Origin of the sequence: Sedimentitalea xiamensis, from assembly GCF_030164465.1 — a bacterium.
GTDB classification, from domain to species: domain Bacteria; phylum Pseudomonadota; class Alphaproteobacteria; order Rhodobacterales; family Rhodobacteraceae; genus Sedimentitalea; species Sedimentitalea xiamensis.
In genome coordinates this window covers 81,150-100,398 of sequence record NZ_JASNJE010000006.1, presented here as the reverse complement: position 1 = coordinate 100,398, position 19,249 = coordinate 81,150, and the positions used below count along the sequence as shown (strand labels likewise).

Here is a 19,249-nt window from a genome sequence, read left to right as displayed (position 1 = left end):
TGGCGGCAAAAGCCGGAACATGACACAGGAAAGCGGCAAGGGCATCGTCTGTATCGGAAGCGTCCTTTGGGACGTCATCGGCCGGTCGGCCAGCCACATGCGGCAGGGCTCGGACGTTCCGGGGCGCATCACGCGCCTGCCCGGCGGCGTGGCCATGAACATCGCCATGACGCTGGTCCGGTTCGGCCATGCCCCGATCCTGCTCACCGCCATCGGTCGGGACCCGGAAGGTGACGAACTCGCCGCCGCCTGCGCCGATCTGGGAATGGACATCGATCACGTCTACCGGTCGGACGATCTGCCGACGGATCGTTACATGGCCGTGGAAGGCGCCAACGGCCTGATCGCCGCCATCGCTGACGCGCATTCGCTGGAAGCCGCCGGCAACAAGATCCTGCGCCCGTTGCAGACCGGCCCGCTCGGCAGTGGTCAGGCTCCGTTTCGCGGTCATGTGGCGCTTGACGGCAACCTGACCCAGACCCTGCTGGAACAGATCGCCCGCGACCCGGCCTTTGGCGCCGCGGACTTGCGGGTGGCACCGGCGTCGCCGGGCAAGGCGGAACGGCTTCTGCCCTTCCTGAACCACCGTCGCGCCACGCTCTATGTAAATCTCGAAGAAGCGGGATTGCTCTGCCAGACCGTGTTCGGCGCCTCGCGGGACGCCGCGGTCGGATTGCTGCAAAAAGGCGCCTTGCGGGTGCTCGTCACCGATGGCGGCAACACGGCGACCGAAGGCGACGCGGCAGGCCTTATCAGTCAGACACCCCCCGAGGTGCTCGTCACCCGCGTCACCGGTGCCGGCGACACGTTCATGGCCGCCCATATCGCCGCCGAGGCCGGCGGCGCGGACCGGGATACCGCGCTGACCCGCGCCCTGCATGCCGCCGCCACATATGTTTCAGGAGATACCCCGCTATGATCGATCTTGTCCTGTCCTCCGAATGCCGCGCCGCGCGCGAAAACCGCCGGCCGATCGTCGCGCTGGAAAGCACCATTATCACCCACGGCATGCCCTATCCGCAGAATGTCGAGGTCGCGCGCCAGGTCGAGGCCGATATCCGCGACGGCGGCGCGACCCCGGCGACGATAGCGGTTCTGGACGGCCGCCTGCACATCGGCCTCGAAACCGAAGAGCTTGACGCGCTGGCCAGAACCAGGGGCGTGGCGAAATTGTCGCGGGCCGATCTTGCCGCCTGTCTCGCCACCGGAGGCACCGGCGCAACCACCGTCGCCGCGACCATGATCGCGGCGCATCACGCCGGGATACCGGTCTTCGCGACGGGTGGCATCGGCGGCGTCCACCAGGGGGCCGAATCCACCTTCGACATCTCGGCCGACCTGCAGGAACTGGCCCAGACACCGGTCACGGTGGTGGCCGCCGGGGCCAAGGCGATCCTGGATATCTCCAAGACGCTCGAAGTTCTCGAAACGCTCGGCGTTCCGGTGATCGCCTTTGGGCAGGCCGAGTTTCCCGCCTTCTGGTCCTCCAAATCCGATCACAAGGCACCCCTGCGCATGGACGACCCCGCCGAGATCGCAAAGGCCCACAGGATGCGCGTCGCGTTGGGGATTCCCGGCGGCCAGCTCGTCGCGAACCCGATCCCGGCGGATGCCGAAATCGCAGCCGCCACGCTGGCCCCGATCATCGAATCCGCGCAGGACCAGGCGCGTCAGCACCGGATCACCGGCAAGGCGGTGACGCCGTTCCTGCTTCAGCGCATTTACGAACGGACCGAAGGCCGTTCCCTGCTGGCCAATATCGCCCTGGTGAGAAACAACGCCCGGCTTGGAGCACGGATCGCCAAAGCGATGGGCAATCCGGAAAGTTAAGCCCCGCCGCGCCATCGCAGCCCATTGTAGCGGGCGCGACAACTACCTAGGTTGCGCTGGCAAACCGATGGAACGCCGATGACAACTCCCTTTGACGACGACCCGCAGATACGCAAGCCGAGCCTGTTTGCCCGCCTGAGATCGTCTTTTCTGACCGGCCTCGTGGTCATTGCGCCGGTCGGCCTCACCATGTGGCTGATCTGGACCGTTGTCGGCTGGATCGACGGCTTCGTTCTGCCGCTGGTTCCCCAGACGATCCGGCCGGAACACTATATCGGCATCAACCTGCGCGGTGTCGGGGTCGTGATCTTTCTCGTGTTCACGATCTTCATCGGCTGGATCGCGAAGGGACTGATCGGACGATCCCTGATCCGCTGGGGCGAAAGCATCGTGGACAGGATGCCGGTCGTGCGGTCGATTTATTCAGGGATCAAGCAGATCTCGGAAACCGTCTTCGCCCAGTCTGAACGCTCCTTTGAGAAGGCCTGCCTGATCCAGTATCCGCGCAAGGACATCTGGGCCATCGGATTCATCTCCACCACCGCGAAAGGCGAAATCTCCAAACGGGCGCAAACGACCGGCGAATTGATGAGCATCTTTCTTCCGACCACGCCGAATCCGACATCCGGGTTCCTTCTGTTCCTGCCGAAAGAAGATGTCATCGAACTGGACATGACCGTCGAGGAAGCTGCCAAGCTGGTCATTTCAGCCGGGCTGGTCTACCCCAACGGCAAGGACCCGACGGTTCCGCCCGAAACGGCGTCCAAAACCAAACCGCGGCCGAATTAATTGTAGGTTTCAACAAGATCGACTGTCCCCTTCCGGTTGAGATCGTTCTTGTGAGTAGACAGGAACGCCTCCGCAGCGATCTGCCCGGCGGTCTTCAGCCGGTCCAGAACGAAAGCGTTGGGCATGAGCTTGGTTGCGACCGACAGATCGTTCATCAGGACGTCATCCGCGACCATGTGGACAAACACCTTTTTCATCCGTTCCGAAGACATGGTGCCATCCGCGATCAAGCGCTGCACGAAGGCGATGGCCCGGAGTTCGCGCAGCAGGGACGAATTGAAACTGATCTCGTTGATCCGGTTCTGTATCTGGTGCGGCGTCACCGGAACCGAATCCCGTTCGAGCGGATTGATGTTGATGATAACGATATCCGACGGCAAATGGTCGGCGAACAGAGGAAATAGCGCCGGGTTTCCTGTATAGCCGCCATCCCAATAGGCTTCCCGTCGGCCGGTGATCGGATCGTCTATTTCCACCGCCTGGAACAGGGTCGGCAAACAGGCCGAGGCCAGAATTGCGTCCGTGCTGATCTCCGGCCCGGAAAACACCCGGATCTTGCCGGTACGCACCCGCGTCGCACAGACGAACAGATCCGGCCCTGCCTCCGCGCAGACCTTGTCGAAGTCAAAGGACCGGACGATCGATTCCAGCGGGTTGCGATAAAAAGGACCGAAACTGTACGGGGAAATCATCCGCGACCACATGTCGGCGACGGCAAATGCAGGCGAATATTCGATCGCCCGCGCAACCCGCCCCGGATCGAGCCCCCGCATCCAGTCGACCAGCCGCGCGTCCTGTTGTGCCCCGACGCGGGACCAGAGCCAGTCCAGGTTGGCCCGCGCCCCGTCGCGCCCGCCGGAAATCATCCCGGCTTTCAGCGCGGCGCCATTCAATGCTCCGGCAGAGGTGCCGGAGATCGCCGCGATTTCGATATCCTCCTCCTGGAGAATCCTGTCGAGAACGCCCCAGGTGAAAGCGCCGTGCGCCCCGCCCCCTTGCAGGGCCAGATTGATCCGCTTGACCTTCGGCATGGCCGGCTCCTTCATCTTTGTGCAAATACTCCGGGGGTGCGGGGGCCGGCCCCCGCCCGATCCGGCCAGGCCAGGACGCGCTTATCCTCAGAGAGCCGTCCAGCCGCCATCGACACTGATCGTGGTCCCGGTGATCTGCGCCGCCGCGTCGGAACACAGAAACACGGCGGTGCCGCCCAGCTGCTCGACCGTCGCGAATTCCCGGCTGGGCTGGCGTTCGAGCATCACCGTCTTGATGACCTCTTCACGCCCCATCCCGTATTTTTCCATCGTGTCCGGAATCTGCGCTTCCACCAGCGGCGTCAGCACGTAGCCGGGACAGATCGCATTCGCGGTGATCGGTTCCTGCGCCGTTTCCAATGCGACGGTCTTCGTCATGCCGACGATGCCGTGCTTTGCCGCGACATAGGCGGATTTGTAGGGGCTGGCCGTCAGGCCGTGCGCGCTGGCGATGTTCACCACCCGGCCCCAGCCGGCTTCCCGCATCATCGGCAGCGCGACGGCCGTGGTGTGAAAAGCCGAGTTCAGGTTGATCGCGATGATCGCATCCCATTTGTCGACCGGAAATTCGTCGATCGGCGCCACATGCTGGATGCCGGCATTGTTGACCAGGATATCGCAGCGACCGGCCTGCTGGATCAGGTCGCGGCACTCTGCGGCCTTGGACAGATCGGCCTTGACATAGCGCGCGGCGACCCCTGTTTCGGCCGCGATCTGCCGCGCCAGGTCATGATCCTCCTGCCGGTCCGTGAACGAATTCAGCACCACGTCGGCGCCCGCTCGTGCCATTTCCCACGCGATCCCCAGGCCAATTCCCGAATTGGACCCGGTGACAACGGCGGTCTTTCCCTTCAACGACATTCCGGCCTCTTTTCCTTGCGGTGGACTGCCGGTGAGAATGGCATGCTGCAAGTGCAAAGGAAACGGCAAATCGCGGTGTGCCCCCATGCCGCCTGCCCGGACGTCCCCACCCGCGCCGGTTCACGCCGCAGCCAAAAAAAACGCCCGCGCAAGGCGGGCGTTAAGTTATTGAGGCAGGTTTCATACAGGCAAGAAACCTATCGAGCAGTGATTTATGTATACGCAATTTCCCTGAAGCATCCAAGCTAAAAGTTTGAAAAGACGTGAATCCCCCGTTACCCTGAGCGTTAACAAAATAAGGCAAGAGCGGGATTGTTGCCAAAGTGCGACCAGTTTTTTTCCAACGCGCATGCGCGATCGCCATCGGAATCGCCACCATTCTCGCGGCCAGTGAAAGCGGCGCAGAATCACTTCATGGCATAGCTATGTATGGCACGCCGGCCCTGCCACCGGATTTTGTGTCTCTTCCCTATGCGAACCCCGAAGCCCCCAAGGGGGGCCGTATCGTTTTCGGCAACACCGGCGGCTTTGATTCGCTCAATCCTTTCGTGCAGAAAGGCACCTCTCCCTGGCAGTTGCGGTTCTGGGGCTACGAGTCGCTTTTGGGCCGGTCCTGGGACGAACCCTTCTCGCTCTACGGGCTTCTGGCCGAATCAGTGCGCGCCGCGCCCGACCGGTCCTGGGTGGAATTCGATCTTCACCCCGATGCCCGGTTCTCGGACGGCAGCCCGGTCACGGTCGAAGACGTGATCTGGTCCTACCAGACGCTCGGCACCGCCGGGCACCTGCGGTATCGCGGGCTGGCGGAACAGATCGCCGGGATCCGCCAGACCGGTCCGCGCAGCGTCCGCTTCGACTTCAACACCGCGGACCGCGAACTCGCCCTGATCGCCGGCATGCGCCCGATTCTGAAGAAGGCGCAGTGGGACGGCAAGACCTTCGCCGCGTCGGGGCTGGATGACATTCCGATCGGAACCGGCGCCTATGTGGTATCGGATTTCGAGGCCGGACGCTTCGTGACCCTGCGCCGCAACCCGGACTATTGGGGCAACGACCTTCCGTTCCGGCGCGGCACCCAGAACTTCGATGAACTGCGGATCGAGTTCTACGGCGACGAAACCGTTCTGTTCGAAGCCTTCAAGGCCGGCGAACTGACTGTCAACCGCGAGTTCAATGCCGAGAAATGGGAAACGCAGTACAACTTTCCCGCCGTTCAGCGCGGCGATATCATCAAGTCCGAAATTCCCCACCGGAAACCGTCCGGCATGACCGGCTTCGTGATGAACACCCGCCGTGCGCCATTTCAGGACTGGCGCGTCCGGGAAGCGATGCTGCTCGCCTTCAACTTCGAATACATCAACGACACGCTCACAGGCGGCGTGCAGCCGCGCATCACGTCCTATTTCTCCAATTCCGAACTGGCGATGCAGCCGGGACCGCCATCCGCTGATGTCCGCGCGCTGCTCGCCCCCTATTCGGAAACGCTCGCACCGGATGCGCTGGACGGCTACGCGCTGCCGCAAAGCGATGGCACCGCGCGCAACCGGAAAAACCTGCGACGTGCCGTGAACTTGCTGGCAGAGGCCGGATGGACCGTAACCGACGGCGTTCTGACGGATCGAAATGGCGATCCGTTTGCCTTTGACGTGCTACTACGTCAGGGCGACACCGGGAACCAGACCGTGATCGAAATCTACCGTCAGGCGCTGGAGCGGCTCGGAATGGCCGTGACCGTGACGACCGTCGATGACGCGCAATACACCGCCCGGATCGGGGAATACGACTTTGACATGACGCCGTTTCGCCGCGATCTGTCACTGTCTCCCGGCAACGAACAAAGGCTCTACTGGGGCAGCGGCGGCGCGGAAACGCCGGGATCCCGAAACCTGATGGGCGTCGCTTCGCCGGCGGTGGACGCGATGATCGACACGATGCTCACCGCCGAAACCCGGACAGATTTCGTGTCCGCGGTCAGGGCGCTGGATCGCGTGCTGACGACCGGACGATACGTGATTCCGATCTGGCAGTATGACGTGGGTCGCATCGCCCATTCCCGGCACCTCCGTTTCCCCGACCGGTTGCCAATCTACGGCGACGCGGTTGGATTCCTGCCCGATGTCTGGTGGTACGACCCGGAATAGAGGCGAAAAGTACGTATTTTCAATGGCTTGACCACCAGCCGCCGACGCATCAGGGACCTTCACAGAACCTTTACAAAAAATCGCGGCTGCGACCGATAGCCTCTTTTCTCTGCGTTGCAGCGTCGCTACGCTGGCGGATGGGAGGCAAGAGATTGCCAAAGGGGATGCATGCTATGACCTGGACAGACATGACGGCGGATTGGGCCACCTGGTACCGTCGCCTGCAGATCCGGTTTCCCAAACTGGACGATGCGGCCATGCCGTTCTCGAAACTGGACCGGGATCGCTTCGAAGCCTACCTGGCGGATGTCCAGAACCTGACGTTGACCGAAGCCCGAGAGGAGGTCGAGGATTTTCTCTATATCCAGAGCCTGCTTTGCGAGGCGGAAGACGGGCACGAAGCCGCCTGAACGTCAGGTCAGCGACGTCACCCAGAGAATCAGGGCATCTTCGGCGCTGACCGAAATCACGTTGTGCCCCATGGTCGCGTCGTAATAGGCGCTGTCGCCCCGGCGCATCTCGATCGGTTCATAGAATTCCGTGAACAGCCTGACGACCCCGGTCAGCACATACAGGAACTCTTCCCCGTCATGGCGCACCCAACCTTCGAATTCCTCCATCGACCGCGCCCGCACCCGCGCCCGGTAGGGCAGCATCTGCTTCTTAGTCAGGTTTTCGGCCAGAAGCTCGTGTTCGTAGGTCGCCGTCGCATGGGCCTCGCCTTCACCTGATTTCGTCACCGCCAGGCGGCCGGTGATCTGGTCGCGCTCCGGTGGCGTGAACAGTTGCGGCACCGAGATCCGCAACCCGACAGCCAGCTTTTTCAGGGCCTCGTAGGTCGGAGACATCTGCCCGTTCTCGATCTTGGACAGGGTAGAACGCGCCAGACCGGCCTGGCTCGCGGCCTGTTCCAGAGTCCAGGACCGCGCCTTGCGCAACTCGCGCACCCGCGCCCCGAGATCCAGCGGCTGCGCGTCGCTGTCCGCCCCGGAACTGCGGGCGATGCGGATGATGGCCTTCGGATCGCGCGGTGTCATGGCCGTTCTATAGGAGCGCTCCGGGCAGCTTGCAACGATCTCTCTGGCGCGCTAGCCAAGGGCCATGCAATCGATCTTCGACATGGGTCCGCCTCCCGCCTGCCCCGCGCCCTTCAACTTGGCGGAGCACGTGATCGGGCATGCGGATCGACACCCGGAAAAAACGGCCCTTTCGGTTCTGGGAGCCTCCGGATCGCAGGACTGGAGCTTTGGACAGTTGAGCGGTGCCATACGCGCCACCGGCACCGGGCTGCTTGCCCTCGGGCTGCGCCCCGGCGACATTGTCCTGATGCGGCTCGGAAACACTATCGATTTCCCGATCGCCTACCTCGGTGCGATCGCCGCCGGACTGGTTCCGGTGCCGACCTCGTCGCAGCTGACCGAAAGCGAAACCGCGAAGATGATCGCGGAACTGTCGGTCGCGGCGGTTCTGCACGACCCGGACGTGGCCTGTGCCGCGCACCCGCGAATGATCACGCTCGACGCGTTGCGCGCGATGCGCGATCAGCCGCCCTGCGCCTGGGACAAGGGCGATCCGAACCGGCTGGCCTATGTCGTCTACACCTCCGGCACCTCGGGCAAGCCGCGCGCCGTCGCCCATGCCCACCGGGCGATCTGGGCCCGGCGGATGATGATCGACGGCTGGTATGGGCTGACCCCGCAGGACCGCCTGCTTCACGCCGGCGCGTTCAACTGGACCTATACGCTGGGAACCGGACTGATGGATCCCTGGACCATTGGCGCGACGGCGCTGATCCCGGAACAGGGCACCGATCTGGCCGATCTGCCGAAGCTGATGAAAACCCATGAAGCCACGATCTTCGCCGCCGCGCCGGGCGTCTATCGCAAGTTCCTGTCCGACCGGACACATCTGGATCTGCCGCACCTCCGACATGGGCTGAGCGCCGGTGAAAAGCTGTCACGGCACCTGGCGGGCCTGTGGCACCGCGCGACCGGAACCGAGATCTACGAGGCCTATGGCATGTCGGAATGTTCGACGTTCATTTCGACCAGTCCGTCGCAGCCGGCGCGCGGCGATGCGCTGGGGCGCCCGCAGCAGGGGCGACGCGTCGCCATCGTCGATGCCGATGGCCCGGTGCCGCAGGGCCAGGAGGGCGTCATCGCGGTGCACCGCGAAGATCCCGGCCTGATGCTGGGATACCTGAACGCGCCCGACGAAGCCGCGGACCGCATGCAGGGGGACTGGTTCCTGACCGGGGACCTCGGCGCGATGGCGGCCGACGGTCAGATCAGCTACCTGGGCCGGAACGACGACATGATGAATGCCGGAGGCTACCGCGTGTCGCCTCTCGAAGTCGAAACCGTCCTGTCCGGCCATCCCGGCATCACCCAGGCCGGCGTGACCGATATCGAGATCAAGGAAGACACCCGGATCATAGCGGCCTTCTACACCGGCCCGGCCGCTCTGGACGATGCGGTGCTGCGCACCTATGTTCAGGACAAGCTGGCGCGGTACAAGCAGCCCCGTGCCTATATCCACCTGCCTGCATTGCCCGTCAGCGCAAACGGAAAGCTGCTGCGCCGCGCCCTGCATGCATATTTCAAAGCCAAGGACCGATGACAGACCGCACAATTTCGCTGGACATCCTTTCGGACCCGATTTGCCCGTGGTGCTACATCGGCAAGACCCATCTGGACCAGGCTTTGGCGGCGATCCCCGACCATCCCTTCGTCATCCAGTGGCATCCCTTCCAGTTGAACCCGGACATGCCGGAGGACGGCATGGACCGGCGCGCCTATCTCGAAGCCAAGTTCGGCGGCAAGGATGGCGCGGTGCGCGCCTATGCGCCGGTCGTCGAAAGCGCCGAGGCCGCCGGGCTGAGCATCAATTTCGAAGACATGGCCCGCACGCCCAACACCATGGACGCCCACCGGCTGATCCATTGGGCCGGCATAGAGCACAAACAGAACGACATGGTCGATGCGCTGTTCAACGCCTATTTCGTCGAAGCCCGCGATATCGGCGACCCCGAGGTTCTGGCCGATATCGCCGACAGCATCGGAATGGATGCGTCTGTGGTGGCGCGGCTTCTGGCGACGGATGCGGATCGGGACGACATCGCGAAACGCGACCGTCACAGCCGCGAAATGGGCGTGACATCGGTTCCAACCTTCATCGTCGCCGGCAAACATGCCGTGCCGGGGGCACAACCGCCCGAGCTTTGGCAGAAGGTGATCCGGGAATTGCAGGCTCAGATCCCGGAAAGCGCCGAGCAGCATTGAAACAGTTCAAAGCGCATACGGTCGTCATCAGTCTTGTCGGCATCGTCGCCCTTGGAACCGTTTTCTTTCACCTCGTCGAAGGCTGGGGCTGGCTGGATTCCTATTTCTTCACCGTGATCACGATTTCGACCGTCGGCTACGGGTCGCTCGTTCCCGCCACCGCGCTTGGCAAGATCGGAACGACCTTCTTCATCTTTACCGGCCTCGGCATCTTCGCCGTCGCAATCCAGCAATTCGCGCTCTACCACATGCAGAAGCGCGAAGAGCATACGGAATGGCTGATCGGCCGACTGGGCCACAGAAACCACGACGATCCACCGACCGCGGCCAACGAAGACGATCAGCCGAACCCGGATCAGAAAGGCAGGAAATCGCCGTCCAGTTCATAGTGCTTGACGGCCAGCAACGGTTGCGCGCCATCATAGGAAAAGACAAAGACATGGGCGCTGTCATTCGCCAGGGTCAGGCGGCAGAACACCGCGTCAGGGTCGAACTCCACCGGGCAGTTCTCCATGTCGGCATGGGTGATCGAGGCTTCGAACACCTCGTAGCTCAGAACGCCATTTCCCAGATAGGCCGTGCCCTTGCCGGCATGTGATTCTCCGGGGCCGGACGCCATGGCCGGCAAAGCCATTGTCAGAGCAGAAAGTGTCGTTATCAGGAGTTTCATCAGACTGTCCTTATACTTGACTGTTTTTATCAATTACTGGTTTCCTACTGTTTTCGTAAACTATTGACCAGCAGGAAATCTGGCCAAGCCGCATCGCCTGTGATAGCGCCCGCCTCAGAACCCCGGAGTCCCAATGCCCACCCACATGTCCCGCGGCGAATTCATTGCGCTGATCGCGATGATGTTCGCAACGATCGCATTCTCAATCGACGCCATGTTGCCGGCTCTTCCGGAAATCGGTGACGAGTTGAGTCCGGCCGATCCGAACCGGGCGCAACTGATCCTGACATCCTTCGTCCTTGGCATGGGTCTTGGGACCTTCTTTACCGGCCCGCTGTCGGACGCTTTCGGGCGCAAGCCGGTGATTTTCTTCGGCTCGCTCCTCTATATCGCGGCGGCGACGGTGGCCTGGTTCAGTTCCTCGCTCGAACTGGTGCTGATCGCCCGCGTGGTCCAGGGGATCGGCGCAGCCGCGCCGCGAGTCGTTGCCGTGGCGATCATGCGCGATCTCTACACCGGGCGCGAAATGGCCCGCATGATGTCGATCGCGATGATGATCTTCACGATCTTCCCGGCCTTCGCGCCGATGATGGGGGCCGGGATCATCGCCATCGTCGGATGGCGCGGCATTTTCGCGGCTTTCGTGCTGTTCTCGCTGATCTGCATCTTCTGGATGGGGCTGCGGCTGCCGGAACCGCTTGCGCCCGAGAACCGGCGGCCGTTTCGCGCGCCGCTCCTGCTGGATGCGGTGCGCCAGATGCTGGCGCATCCGACCGTGCGCCTGTCGATCATCGTCCAGACCCTGTGTCTCGGCATGCTCTTCACCATGCTGACGATGGTGCAACCGGTCTATGACGTGATCTTTGGCAAGGCCGACAGCTTTCCGTTCTGGTTCGGGGCGGTGGCGCTGGTGTCCGGCAGCGCCAGTCTTCTGAATGCCGCAATCGTTGTCCGGGTCGGCATGCGCCGGATGGTGACCTGGTCGCTGGGGGCGCAGGTCGTCCTGTCCGGCGGCGTTCTGGCGATCTCCGGGCTGGACCTGCCGCCGGACCGTCTGTTCGCGATTTTCGTTTTCTGGCAGTCCTGCGCCTTCTTCATGGCCGGCACGACGCTGGGCAATCTGAATGCGATTGCCATGGAACCGATGGGCCACATCGCCGGCATGGCCGCTTCGGTGATCGGCGCGATCTCGACCGTGCTGGCCGCTGCCATCGCGGCCCCGATCGGCCTGCTCTTCGATGGATCCCTGCTGCCGCTTGCCATGGGGTTCGTGCTGATGTCGATCGCGGGTTTTGCCCTGATGCTGTACATGGGCCGGATCGAAGCCCGCCGGCCCGCCTGATATTGGTGACACCGGCGATTCCTGTTATCCTGGGCGGAAACAGGAGGTTCGGGATGGATGGCTATTACGATCTTGGCGACCACAGTTGCCCGGTCACGACCAGGTCGTCCGAAGCCCAGATGTGGTTCGATCGCGGCCTGATCTGGACCTACGGATATAATCACGAAGAAGCCGTGGCCTGTTTCAAACGCGCCCTGGACCATGATCCCGCCTGCGCCATGGCCCATTGGGGAATCGCCTATGCGGGCGGGCCGAATTACAACATGCCGTGGGACCTGTTCGACGAGACGGGCCGCGCGGAGGCGCTGGCGCTCGCCCATGATGCGACGCAGGCGGCGGTGCGGCTGGCTCCGGGATGCACGGATGTGGAACAGGCGCTGATCAACGCCCTGCCCGCGCGCTATCCGCAGCGTGAACCCGGATTGGACATGCAGGCCTGGAACCATGACTTCGCCGATGCCATGCGCGCCGCTTTCGCCACCCACCCGGACGATCTGGACCTGCGGACTATCTATGTGGAATCCCTGCTGAATCTGACGCCCTGGCGGATGTGGGACCTGGCCAGCGGAGCCCCGGCGACCGGGGCCGCGACGCTGGAAGCGCAGCGGGCGCTGGAAAGCGCGATGGCGGATCAGCCGGGCGCGATGGCGCATCCCGGTCTGCTGCATCTCTATGTGCATCTGATGGAGATGTCGCCCTTTCCCGAAAAGGCCCTGAAGGCGGGCGACGTCCTGCGCACGCTGGCGCCGGACGCGGGGCATCTGGTGCATATGCCCACCCATATCGACGTGCTGTGCGGGCACTATCACGACGTGGTCCACTGGAACCAGCAGGCAGTCAGGGCCGATCTCAAGTATTACGAACGCGAAGGCGCCTTCAACATCTATACCGGCTATCGCCAGCACAACTATCACTTCGTCATCTATGGCGCTCTTTTCATTGGACAAATCGAACCCGCGCTTGAGGCCGTTCGGGGCATGGCCGCGACCGTGCCCGAAGAGATGCTGCGCATCGAAAGCCCGCCAATGGCGGATTATTTCGAAAGCTACATGGCGATGGAACCGCATATCCTGATCCGGTTCGGACGCTGGGACGAGCTGATCGCGCTGGAGCCCCCGGCGGACCCGGATCTCTATTGCACCCTGGCCGCGACGACTCATTATGCGCGGGCACTGGCCTTTGCCGCGACGGGACGCGTTGCAGAGGCGGAAGCGGAGGAACAGGTGTTCCTCGCCGCCCGCGACCGGGTGCCGGAAACCCGGCTCCTCCACAATAATACCGTCCTCGATCTTCTTGAAATCGCTTCGGAAATGCTGCGCGGCGAAATCGAATACCGCAAGGGAAATTTCGACTCTGCCTTCGATCACCTGCGCCGTTCGGTCGCTTTGGACGATGCATTGCCCTATGACGAACCCTGGGGCTGGATGCAGCCGGCCCGTCACGCCCTTGGCGCCCTGTTGTTCGAACAGGGCAAGGTGGCGGAGGCAGAGGCGGTCTACCGCGAAGATCTGGGGCTGGGCGGCACCCTGTCGCGGGCCAGCATCCACCCGGACAATATTTGGAGTCTCAAAGGCTTGCACGACTGTCTGAAAGCGCGCGGCGAGCGCGTGGAGATCGTCCAGGTGCGGCAACGGCTGGACACCGCGCTGGCCCGCGCCGACCGGGCGGTGGGCGCGTCCTGTTTCTGCGCCCAGGCGGCGATGCGGGCGGCGGGCTGAGCAAGGCGTTACCGAAAGATGACCGCGCGAACACGAACCGGTGCGAAACCCCTTGTTAACAAGGCTGAATCGTCACTTCGTGAATATGGCTACCGGCACACAGCCTGTGCATACCGCGTGCATACGCAGGGCTGCCACGGACCGGGTTAACCGGGCGAACGGTGCGGACCGGAAGGCCCGGCACGGGCCATCGCCAGACCTCTGTCCGGACACGTGGCCCGGCGTGATCCGGGCCGGTCCGCCGCCGATGGTGCATTCGGGCATGCCGACCCGCGGCAAGAAGGTCAGGCCGACGGACCGCTTGCCGTCTGCGCCCTGGATTTCTTCTGTTTCGCGATGACTTTCTCGGCAAGGTCGCGGGCGATGGCGAAGGCGCCCTTGATCTTGTCGCCTTCCCTTGTCCAGTCGCGGCGCACGACGATCCGGTTATCCTTGACCTTTGCCAGCCCTTTCTGATCCTGGATGAAGGCGACAAGGCCCTCGGGGCTGGCGAACTTGTCGTTGTGGAACTGGATGGTCGCGCCCTTGGGGCCGCCGTCGAGCCTGGCGATGCCGGCGCGCTTGCACATGGCCTTGATCCGCACCACCAGCAACAGCGTGTTGACCTCACGCGGCAGCTTGCCGAACCGGTCGATCAGTTCGGCGGCGAAACCTTCGAGTTCCACCTTGGTGGAAAGCGACGACAGGCGGCGGTAGAGGCCGAGGCGCACGTCGAGATCGGGCACGTAGTCTTCGGGGATCAGCACCGGCACGCCGAGATTGATCTGCGGCGCCCACTGGTCGTCGGCGTCGGACAGGCCCTCCATCTGGCCGCTGCGGATCTTGGCGATCGCCTCTTCCAGCATCGACTGGTAGAGTTCGTAGCCCACGTCGCGCATCTGGCCCGACTGTTCCTCGCCCAGCAGGTTCCCGGCGCCGCGAATGTCGAGATCTTGGCTCGCAAGGGTGAAGCCCGCGCCAAGCGTGTCGAGGCTGCCCAGCACCCGCAGGCGTTTTTCGGCCGCCGGGGTCAGTTTCGCGCGCGGTTTCGTGGTGAGATAGGCATAGGCGCGGGTTTTCGACCGCCCCACCCGGCCCCGGATCTGGTAGAGCTGCGCGAGGCCGAACATGTCGGCGCGGTGCACGATCATGGTGTTGGCGGTCGGGATGTCGAGTCCGGATTCGACGATGGTGGTGGCGAGCAGCACGTCGAACTTGCCGTCATAGAAGGCGTTCATCTTGTCGTCGAGTTCACCCGCCGCCATCTGGCCATGCGCCACGAGATAGGTCAGTTCCGGCAATTGTTCCTTCAGGAATTCTTCGATCTCGCGCAGGTCGGAGATGCGGGGCACGACGTAGAAGCTCTGCCCGCCGCGGTAATGTTCGCGCAGCAGCGCCTCGCGGATCGTCACCGCGTCGAATTCGCTCACATAGGTGCGGATCGCCAGACGGTCGACCGGCGGCGTGCCGATGATCGAAAGATCGCGCACGCCCGAAAGCGACAGTTGCAGGGTGCGCGGGATCGGCGTGGCGGTGAGAGTCAGTACGTGGATGTCGCTGCGCAGCTGTTTCAGCCGTTCCTTGTGGGTGACGCCGAAATGCTGTTCCTCGTCGATGATCAAGAGACCCAGGTTCTTGAACCGCACCCCCTTGGCCAGCAGCGCATGGGTGCCGATCACGATGTCGACGGTGCCCCGCGCCATGCCGTCGCGGGTCTGCTGCGCCTCTTTCGTGGAGACGAAGCGCGACAGCTGCCGGACCTGAAACGGGAAGCCCCGGAAGCGGTCGGCGAAGCTGGCGTAATGCTGGCGCGCGAGCAGGGTCGTGGGGGCGATGATCGCCACCTGCACGCCGGACATGGCGGCGACGAAGGCGGCGCGCATGGCGACCTCGGTCTTGCCGAAGCCCACGTCGCCGCAGATCAGCCGGTCCATCGGCTGCCCGCTTTCAAGGTCGCCGATCACATCGCCGATGGCGGCGAGCTGGTCGTCGGTTTCCTGGTAGGGGAAGCGGGCGGAGAACGCCTCCCACGCATGGTGTTCGGCTTCAAGCACCGGGGCGCGGCGCAGGGCGCGTTCGGCGGCGACGCGGATCAGCCGGTCGGCCATTTCGCGGATGCGTTCCTTGAGGCGCGCCTTTTTCGCCTGCCATGCCCCGCCGCCGAGCTTGTCGAGCAGCCCTTCCTCGTGGCCGTATTTCGACAGCAGTTCGATATTCTCGACCGGCAGATAGAGCTTGGCGCCTTCGGCATATTCCAGCAGCAGGCATTCATGGGCGGCGCCGAGGGCGGTGATCACCTCCATCCCCTGGTAGCGGCCGATGCCGTGGTCCACATGCACCACCAGATCGCCGGGGGAGAGCGACTGGGTTTCGGTCAGGAAGTTTTCCGCCTTGCGGCGTTTCCGGGCGGTGCGGATCAGCCGGTCGCCGAGCACGTCCTGTTCGGCGATGACGGTGAGGTCGGAGGTCTGGAACCCGTGTTCCAGCGCCCAGACGGCGAGGTGCAGCCCACGCTTGCCGATGCGGGTGGCGTTGGGGATGGCGATGGTTTCGGCGAGCCCCTCGTCCTCGATCAGCCCCGAAAGCCGTTCGCGCGCGCCCTCGGAATAGGAGGCGACAACCACCGGGCCTTGTTGCAGGCGGGTGCGGATGTGATCGGCGAGCGCCCCGAAGAGGCTGATCTGTTCCTGCTGGCGTTCGGGGGCGAAATTGCGCCCGATCCGGCCGCCCGCGTCGATCACGCCGGGGCCGCTGGCCTGGGGCAAGGGGTTGAATTGCAGCAGCCTGTGCCCGGCCACCGCGGCGTCCCAGGCCGCGTCGTCGAGATAGAGCAGCGCCGGCGGCGTGGGCTTGTAGACGCTGTCGAGCCGCGCCTTCTGCCGCATCGCCAGCTTGCGGGTCTCGTACTGGTCGGCGATGCTGTCCCAGCGGGCGAGACGCGCGGGAGTCACCTGATCGTCCTGGGTGATCGTGACGCCCGGCAGGTAATCGAACAGGGTTTCCAGCTTCTCGTGAAAGAACGGCAGCCAGTGTTCGATGCCCTGATGCTTGCGCCCGGCGCTGACCGCTTCGTAGAGCGGGTCGTCCGTGCCCGCGGCGCCGAATTCGATACGGTAGTTCTGGCGGAACCGGGTGATCGCGGCCTCGTCTAGGATGACTTCGGAAACCGGGGCGAGTTCCACCAGATCCAGCTTTTCGGTGGTGCGCTGCGTCGCGGGGTCGAACCGGCGCGCGCCGTCGAGCACGTCGCCGAAGAGGTCGAGCCGGACCGGCCCGCCCTCGCCCGGCGGATAGATGTCGATGATGCCGCCGCGGATCGCGTAGTCGCCGGGTTCCATCACCGTCGGGCTTTGCGAGAAGCCCATGCGCACGAGGAACTGGCGCAGCGCGGTTTCGTCGATGCGGCTGCCGACGCGGGCGGTGAAGGCGGCCTCGCGCAGGACCGACCGGGCCGGCAGGCGCTGACCGGCGGCGTTGAGCGTGGTGAGCAGCACGAAACGGCTGGGCATCTGGTGCACGAGCGCCGCCAGCGTCGCCATCCGCGCGGCGGAAATGTCGGCGTTGGGCGACACCCGGTCGTAGGGCAGGCAATCCCAGCCCGGAAAGGTCAGCACAGGCATCTCCGGCGCGAAGAAGTCCAGCGCCGCCCGCAGCGCCGCCATGCGCTTGTCGTCGCGGGCCACATGCAGGACCGGCGCCCCGGAGCGGGCGATTTCGTTCAGGATCAGCCGCGCGTCGAAGCCTTCGGGCGCCCCGCCGACGGTGAGATGGGTCGATGGTTTCATGAGAGATCGCTCCGGTCTTTGCAGTCAGCCGCCCAGAACGCCGATGGTGATGTTCTGATACATGCCCCAGACGGCGGTGACGAAAATCGACACCGTGCCGATCATCTGCGTGTAGAGCCGCTGCCGCCCCAGCCGTTTCTGAAGCAGATCGCCGGTGCCGCCTTCGGATTCGATCAGCTTGGCGGTGGACAGGCTCAGCGCCCCGACGATGGTCATCGGGAAGGCCAGCAGGAACATGGCCTGCGCGAATTCCACCCTATACCAGATCGCCAGGACCAGAAGGCCGGACAGCACGAAGCTCACCATGGCCAGGATCCAGAGGCCGGACACCCGGCCGATATAGAGCAGCCGGTTGACGTTGACGCGGGTGATGTCTTCGAGATCGGTTTCCGCCTGACCGCCGACCCGGCGGGCGCGCAGCACCATGTCATAGGGCACGCCCAGGACCCAGTGGCTCGCCGTGGACCACAGCGTCGCCAGCGCGATCCAGTACCACAGGTTCGAAAACGACCGCATGTCGATCAGTTCGAAGATCGAGCTGTACCAATCCACGCCTGTCGCCTGCTTCTGCCCAAATTGCCCGTCGGGATGCCGATCAATGCCACCGGCGCGGCGCAAGTGCAACCCGCTTGGTGATCGGGCGGCCTCCGCCGGGGCAGCGCGACGCGCGCGCCGGCGTTTCCTGTCCCGGCTCAAGGCGACCGGGGCGACCGCATGGCTTGCCGGTGCGGGCATTCCATGGCACCTATCGGAGCAGATCCTGACCGGAGGCCCCTGCCCATGAAACCCACCGTCGCCCCCTTTCCCGCCGCCCGCCTGCGCCGCACCCGCCAGAACCCGGCGATCCGGGGCCTGGTGCGGCAGAACACGCTGACGGTGGACGACCTGATCTGGCCGGTCTTCGTGCGCGCCGGGACCGGCATCGAGGAGCCGGTGCCGTCGATGCCCGGCGTCATGCGGCGCAGCGTCGACAAGGTGGTCGAGGCCGCGCGGGAGGCGGCCGGTCTCGGCATCCCGGCGATCTGCATCTTTCCCTACACCGGCATGGAGGAACGCACCGAGGACTGCGCCGGGGCCTGGGACCCGGACAACCACGCCAACCGGGCGATCCGGGCGATCAAGGCCGAGGTGCCCGGCATCGCGGTGATGACCGACGTGGCGCTGGACACCTACAACATCAACGGCCACGACGGGTACGTGGTCGATGGCGAGATCGTCAACGACGCCACGGTCGAGGCGCTTGTGAAGATGACTCTGGCGCAGGCCGAGGCCGGGGCCGACATCATCGGGCCGAGCGACATGATGGACGGGCGCATCGGCGCGATGCGGGCGGCGCTGGAGGCGGCGGGGCATCAGAACGTGATGATCCTGAGCTACGCTGCGAAATACGCCAGCGCCTTTTACGGGCCGTTCCGCGACGCGGTGGGGGCCAGCGCGGCGCTGACCGGGGACAAGAAGACCTACCAGATGGACCCGGCCAATTCCGACGAGGCGCTGCGGCTCGTGGAACGCGACCTGCGCGAAGGTGCCGACATGGTGATGGTCAAGCCCGGCCTGCCCTATCTCGACATCTGCCGCCGGGTGAAGGACACGTTCGGCGCGCCGACCTTCGCCTATCAGGTGAGCGGCGAATACGCGATGATCCGGGCCGCGGCGCAGAACGGCTGGATCGACGGCGACCGGGTGATGCTGGAAAGCCTGATGGCCTTCAAGCGCGCGGGCTGCGACGGAATCCTGACCTATTTCGCACCGGCGGCCGCGCGGCTGCTGCAATCCTGAGCGGCGCGGCACGGGACCCGCTGCGGCGTCCGGATGGGCAGGA

Annotated in this window: 17 protein-coding genes; 11 read left to right on the top strand and 6 right to left on the bottom strand. The window is 64.2% G+C overall.

The genetic code is table 11. The annotated features are described in order from the left end of the window. The first annotated feature begins 19 nt into the window (after positions 1 to 19). From QO034_RS07105 to QO034_RS07095, 3 genes are all read left to right on the top strand, one after another. Entirely contained in the window at positions 20 to 919 is a 900-nt protein-coding gene (locus tag QO034_RS07105) for a PfkB family carbohydrate kinase (RefSeq protein WP_284484816.1), read from the top strand. Next, positions 916 to 1,830, top strand: a complete 915-nt coding sequence (locus QO034_RS07100) for a pseudouridine-5'-phosphate glycosidase (RefSeq protein WP_284484815.1) — start codon at positions 916 to 918, stop codon at positions 1,828 to 1,830. The genes QO034_RS07105 and QO034_RS07100 overlap by 4 nt, the downstream gene beginning before the upstream one ends. Positions 1,831 to 1,908: 78 nt before the next feature. Further along, the gene (locus tag QO034_RS07095) at positions 1,909 to 2,619 is read left to right on the top strand and encodes a DUF502 domain-containing protein (protein ID WP_284484814.1); all 711 of its coding nucleotides are present in this window, start codon (positions 1,909 to 1,911) and stop codon (positions 2,617 to 2,619) included. On the opposite strand, the gene QO034_RS07090 is transcribed toward QO034_RS07095, so the two are convergent. Together QO034_RS07090 and QO034_RS07085 are read right to left on the bottom strand one after the other, a co-directional pair. Further along, positions 2,616 to 3,650 (bottom strand): patatin-like phospholipase family protein, encoded by a 1,035-nt coding sequence (locus tag QO034_RS07090; protein ID WP_284484813.1) that lies wholly within the window; start codon positions 3,648 to 3,650, stop codon positions 2,616 to 2,618. The two genes, QO034_RS07095 and QO034_RS07090, sit on opposite strands and share 4 nt — an antisense overlap. 87 nt (positions 3,651 to 3,737) lie before the next feature. Continuing rightward, positions 3,738 to 4,511 (bottom strand): 3-hydroxybutyrate dehydrogenase, encoded by a 774-nt coding sequence (locus QO034_RS07085; RefSeq protein WP_284484812.1) that lies wholly within the window; start codon positions 4,509 to 4,511, stop codon positions 3,738 to 3,740. Between the two features lie 323 nt (positions 4,512 to 4,834). On the opposite strand from QO034_RS07085, the gene QO034_RS07080 reads away from it, so the two are divergent. Continuing rightward, the gene (locus QO034_RS07080) at positions 4,835 to 6,652 is read left to right on the top strand and encodes an extracellular solute-binding protein (RefSeq protein WP_407696733.1); all 1,818 of its coding nucleotides are present in this window, start codon (positions 4,835 to 4,837) and stop codon (positions 6,650 to 6,652) included. A 173-nt stretch (positions 6,653 to 6,825) separates the two neighbouring features. Continuing rightward, positions 6,826 to 7,062 (top strand): hypothetical protein, encoded by a 237-nt coding sequence (locus QO034_RS07075; RefSeq protein WP_284484810.1) that lies wholly within the window; start codon positions 6,826 to 6,828, stop codon positions 7,060 to 7,062. Positions 7,063 to 7,065: 3 nt separating this feature from the next. Here QO034_RS07075 and QO034_RS07070 read toward each other — a convergent pair whose 3' ends face one another. Next, on the bottom strand, positions 7,066 to 7,689 hold the full coding sequence (locus tag QO034_RS07070) for a helix-turn-helix domain-containing protein (RefSeq protein WP_284484809.1): 624 nt from the start codon (positions 7,687 to 7,689) through the stop codon (positions 7,066 to 7,068). A 64-nt stretch (positions 7,690 to 7,753) separates the two neighbouring features. Here QO034_RS07070 and QO034_RS07065 point away from each other — a divergent pair, with 64 nt between their 5' ends. Genes QO034_RS07065 through QO034_RS07055 form a run of 3 tightly spaced genes read left to right on the top strand, consistent with a single transcriptional unit; the run spans position 7,754 to position 10,322 of the window. After that, entirely contained in the window at positions 7,754 to 9,271 is a 1,518-nt protein-coding gene (locus tag QO034_RS07065; protein WP_284484808.1) for a class I adenylate-forming enzyme family protein, read from the top strand. Beyond that, positions 9,268 to 9,933 carry a DsbA family oxidoreductase gene (locus QO034_RS07060; protein ID WP_284484807.1) on the top strand — a complete coding sequence of 222 codons (666 nt, stop codon included), beginning with the start codon at positions 9,268 to 9,270 and terminating at the stop codon, positions 9,931 to 9,933. Before QO034_RS07065 ends, QO034_RS07060 begins: the two co-directional genes overlap by 4 nt. Continuing rightward, positions 9,930 to 10,322, top strand: coding sequence for a potassium channel family protein (locus tag QO034_RS07055; RefSeq protein WP_284484806.1), 393 nt, complete (start codon positions 9,930 to 9,932; stop codon positions 10,320 to 10,322). The genes QO034_RS07060 and QO034_RS07055 overlap by 4 nt, the downstream gene beginning before the upstream one ends. Here the strand turns inward: QO034_RS07055 and QO034_RS07050 are convergent. Then, positions 10,289 to 10,603 (bottom strand): hypothetical protein, encoded by a 315-nt coding sequence (locus QO034_RS07050; protein WP_284484805.1) that lies wholly within the window; start codon positions 10,601 to 10,603, stop codon positions 10,289 to 10,291. The two genes, QO034_RS07055 and QO034_RS07050, sit on opposite strands and share 34 nt — an antisense overlap. A 133-nt stretch (positions 10,604 to 10,736) precedes the next feature. Here QO034_RS07050 and QO034_RS07045 point away from each other — a divergent pair, with 133 nt between their 5' ends. Beyond that, on the top strand, positions 10,737 to 11,945 hold the full coding sequence (locus QO034_RS07045; protein WP_284484804.1) for an MFS transporter: 1,209 nt from the start codon (positions 10,737 to 10,739) through the stop codon (positions 11,943 to 11,945). 53 nt (positions 11,946 to 11,998) lie between these two features. Then, entirely contained in the window at positions 11,999 to 13,663 is a 1,665-nt protein-coding gene (locus QO034_RS07040) for a hypothetical protein (RefSeq protein WP_284484803.1), read from the top strand. 284 nt (positions 13,664 to 13,947) lie between these two features. Here QO034_RS07040 and mfd read toward each other — a convergent pair whose 3' ends face one another. Further along, entirely contained in the window at positions 13,948 to 17,427 is a 3,480-nt protein-coding gene (gene mfd / locus QO034_RS07035; RefSeq protein ID WP_284484802.1) for a transcription-repair coupling factor, read from the bottom strand. A gap of 24 nt (positions 17,428 to 17,451) precedes the next feature. Beyond that, the gene (locus QO034_RS07030) at positions 17,452 to 17,979 is read right to left on the bottom strand and encodes a component of SufBCD complex (protein WP_284484801.1); all 528 of its coding nucleotides are present in this window, start codon (positions 17,977 to 17,979) and stop codon (positions 17,452 to 17,454) included. 228 nt (positions 17,980 to 18,207) lie between these two features. On the opposite strand from QO034_RS07030, the gene hemB reads away from it, so the two are divergent. After that, positions 18,208 to 19,206, top strand: coding sequence for a porphobilinogen synthase (gene hemB / locus QO034_RS07025; protein ID WP_284484800.1), 999 nt, complete (start codon positions 18,208 to 18,210; stop codon positions 19,204 to 19,206). Positions 19,207 to 19,249 lie beyond the last annotated feature (43 nt).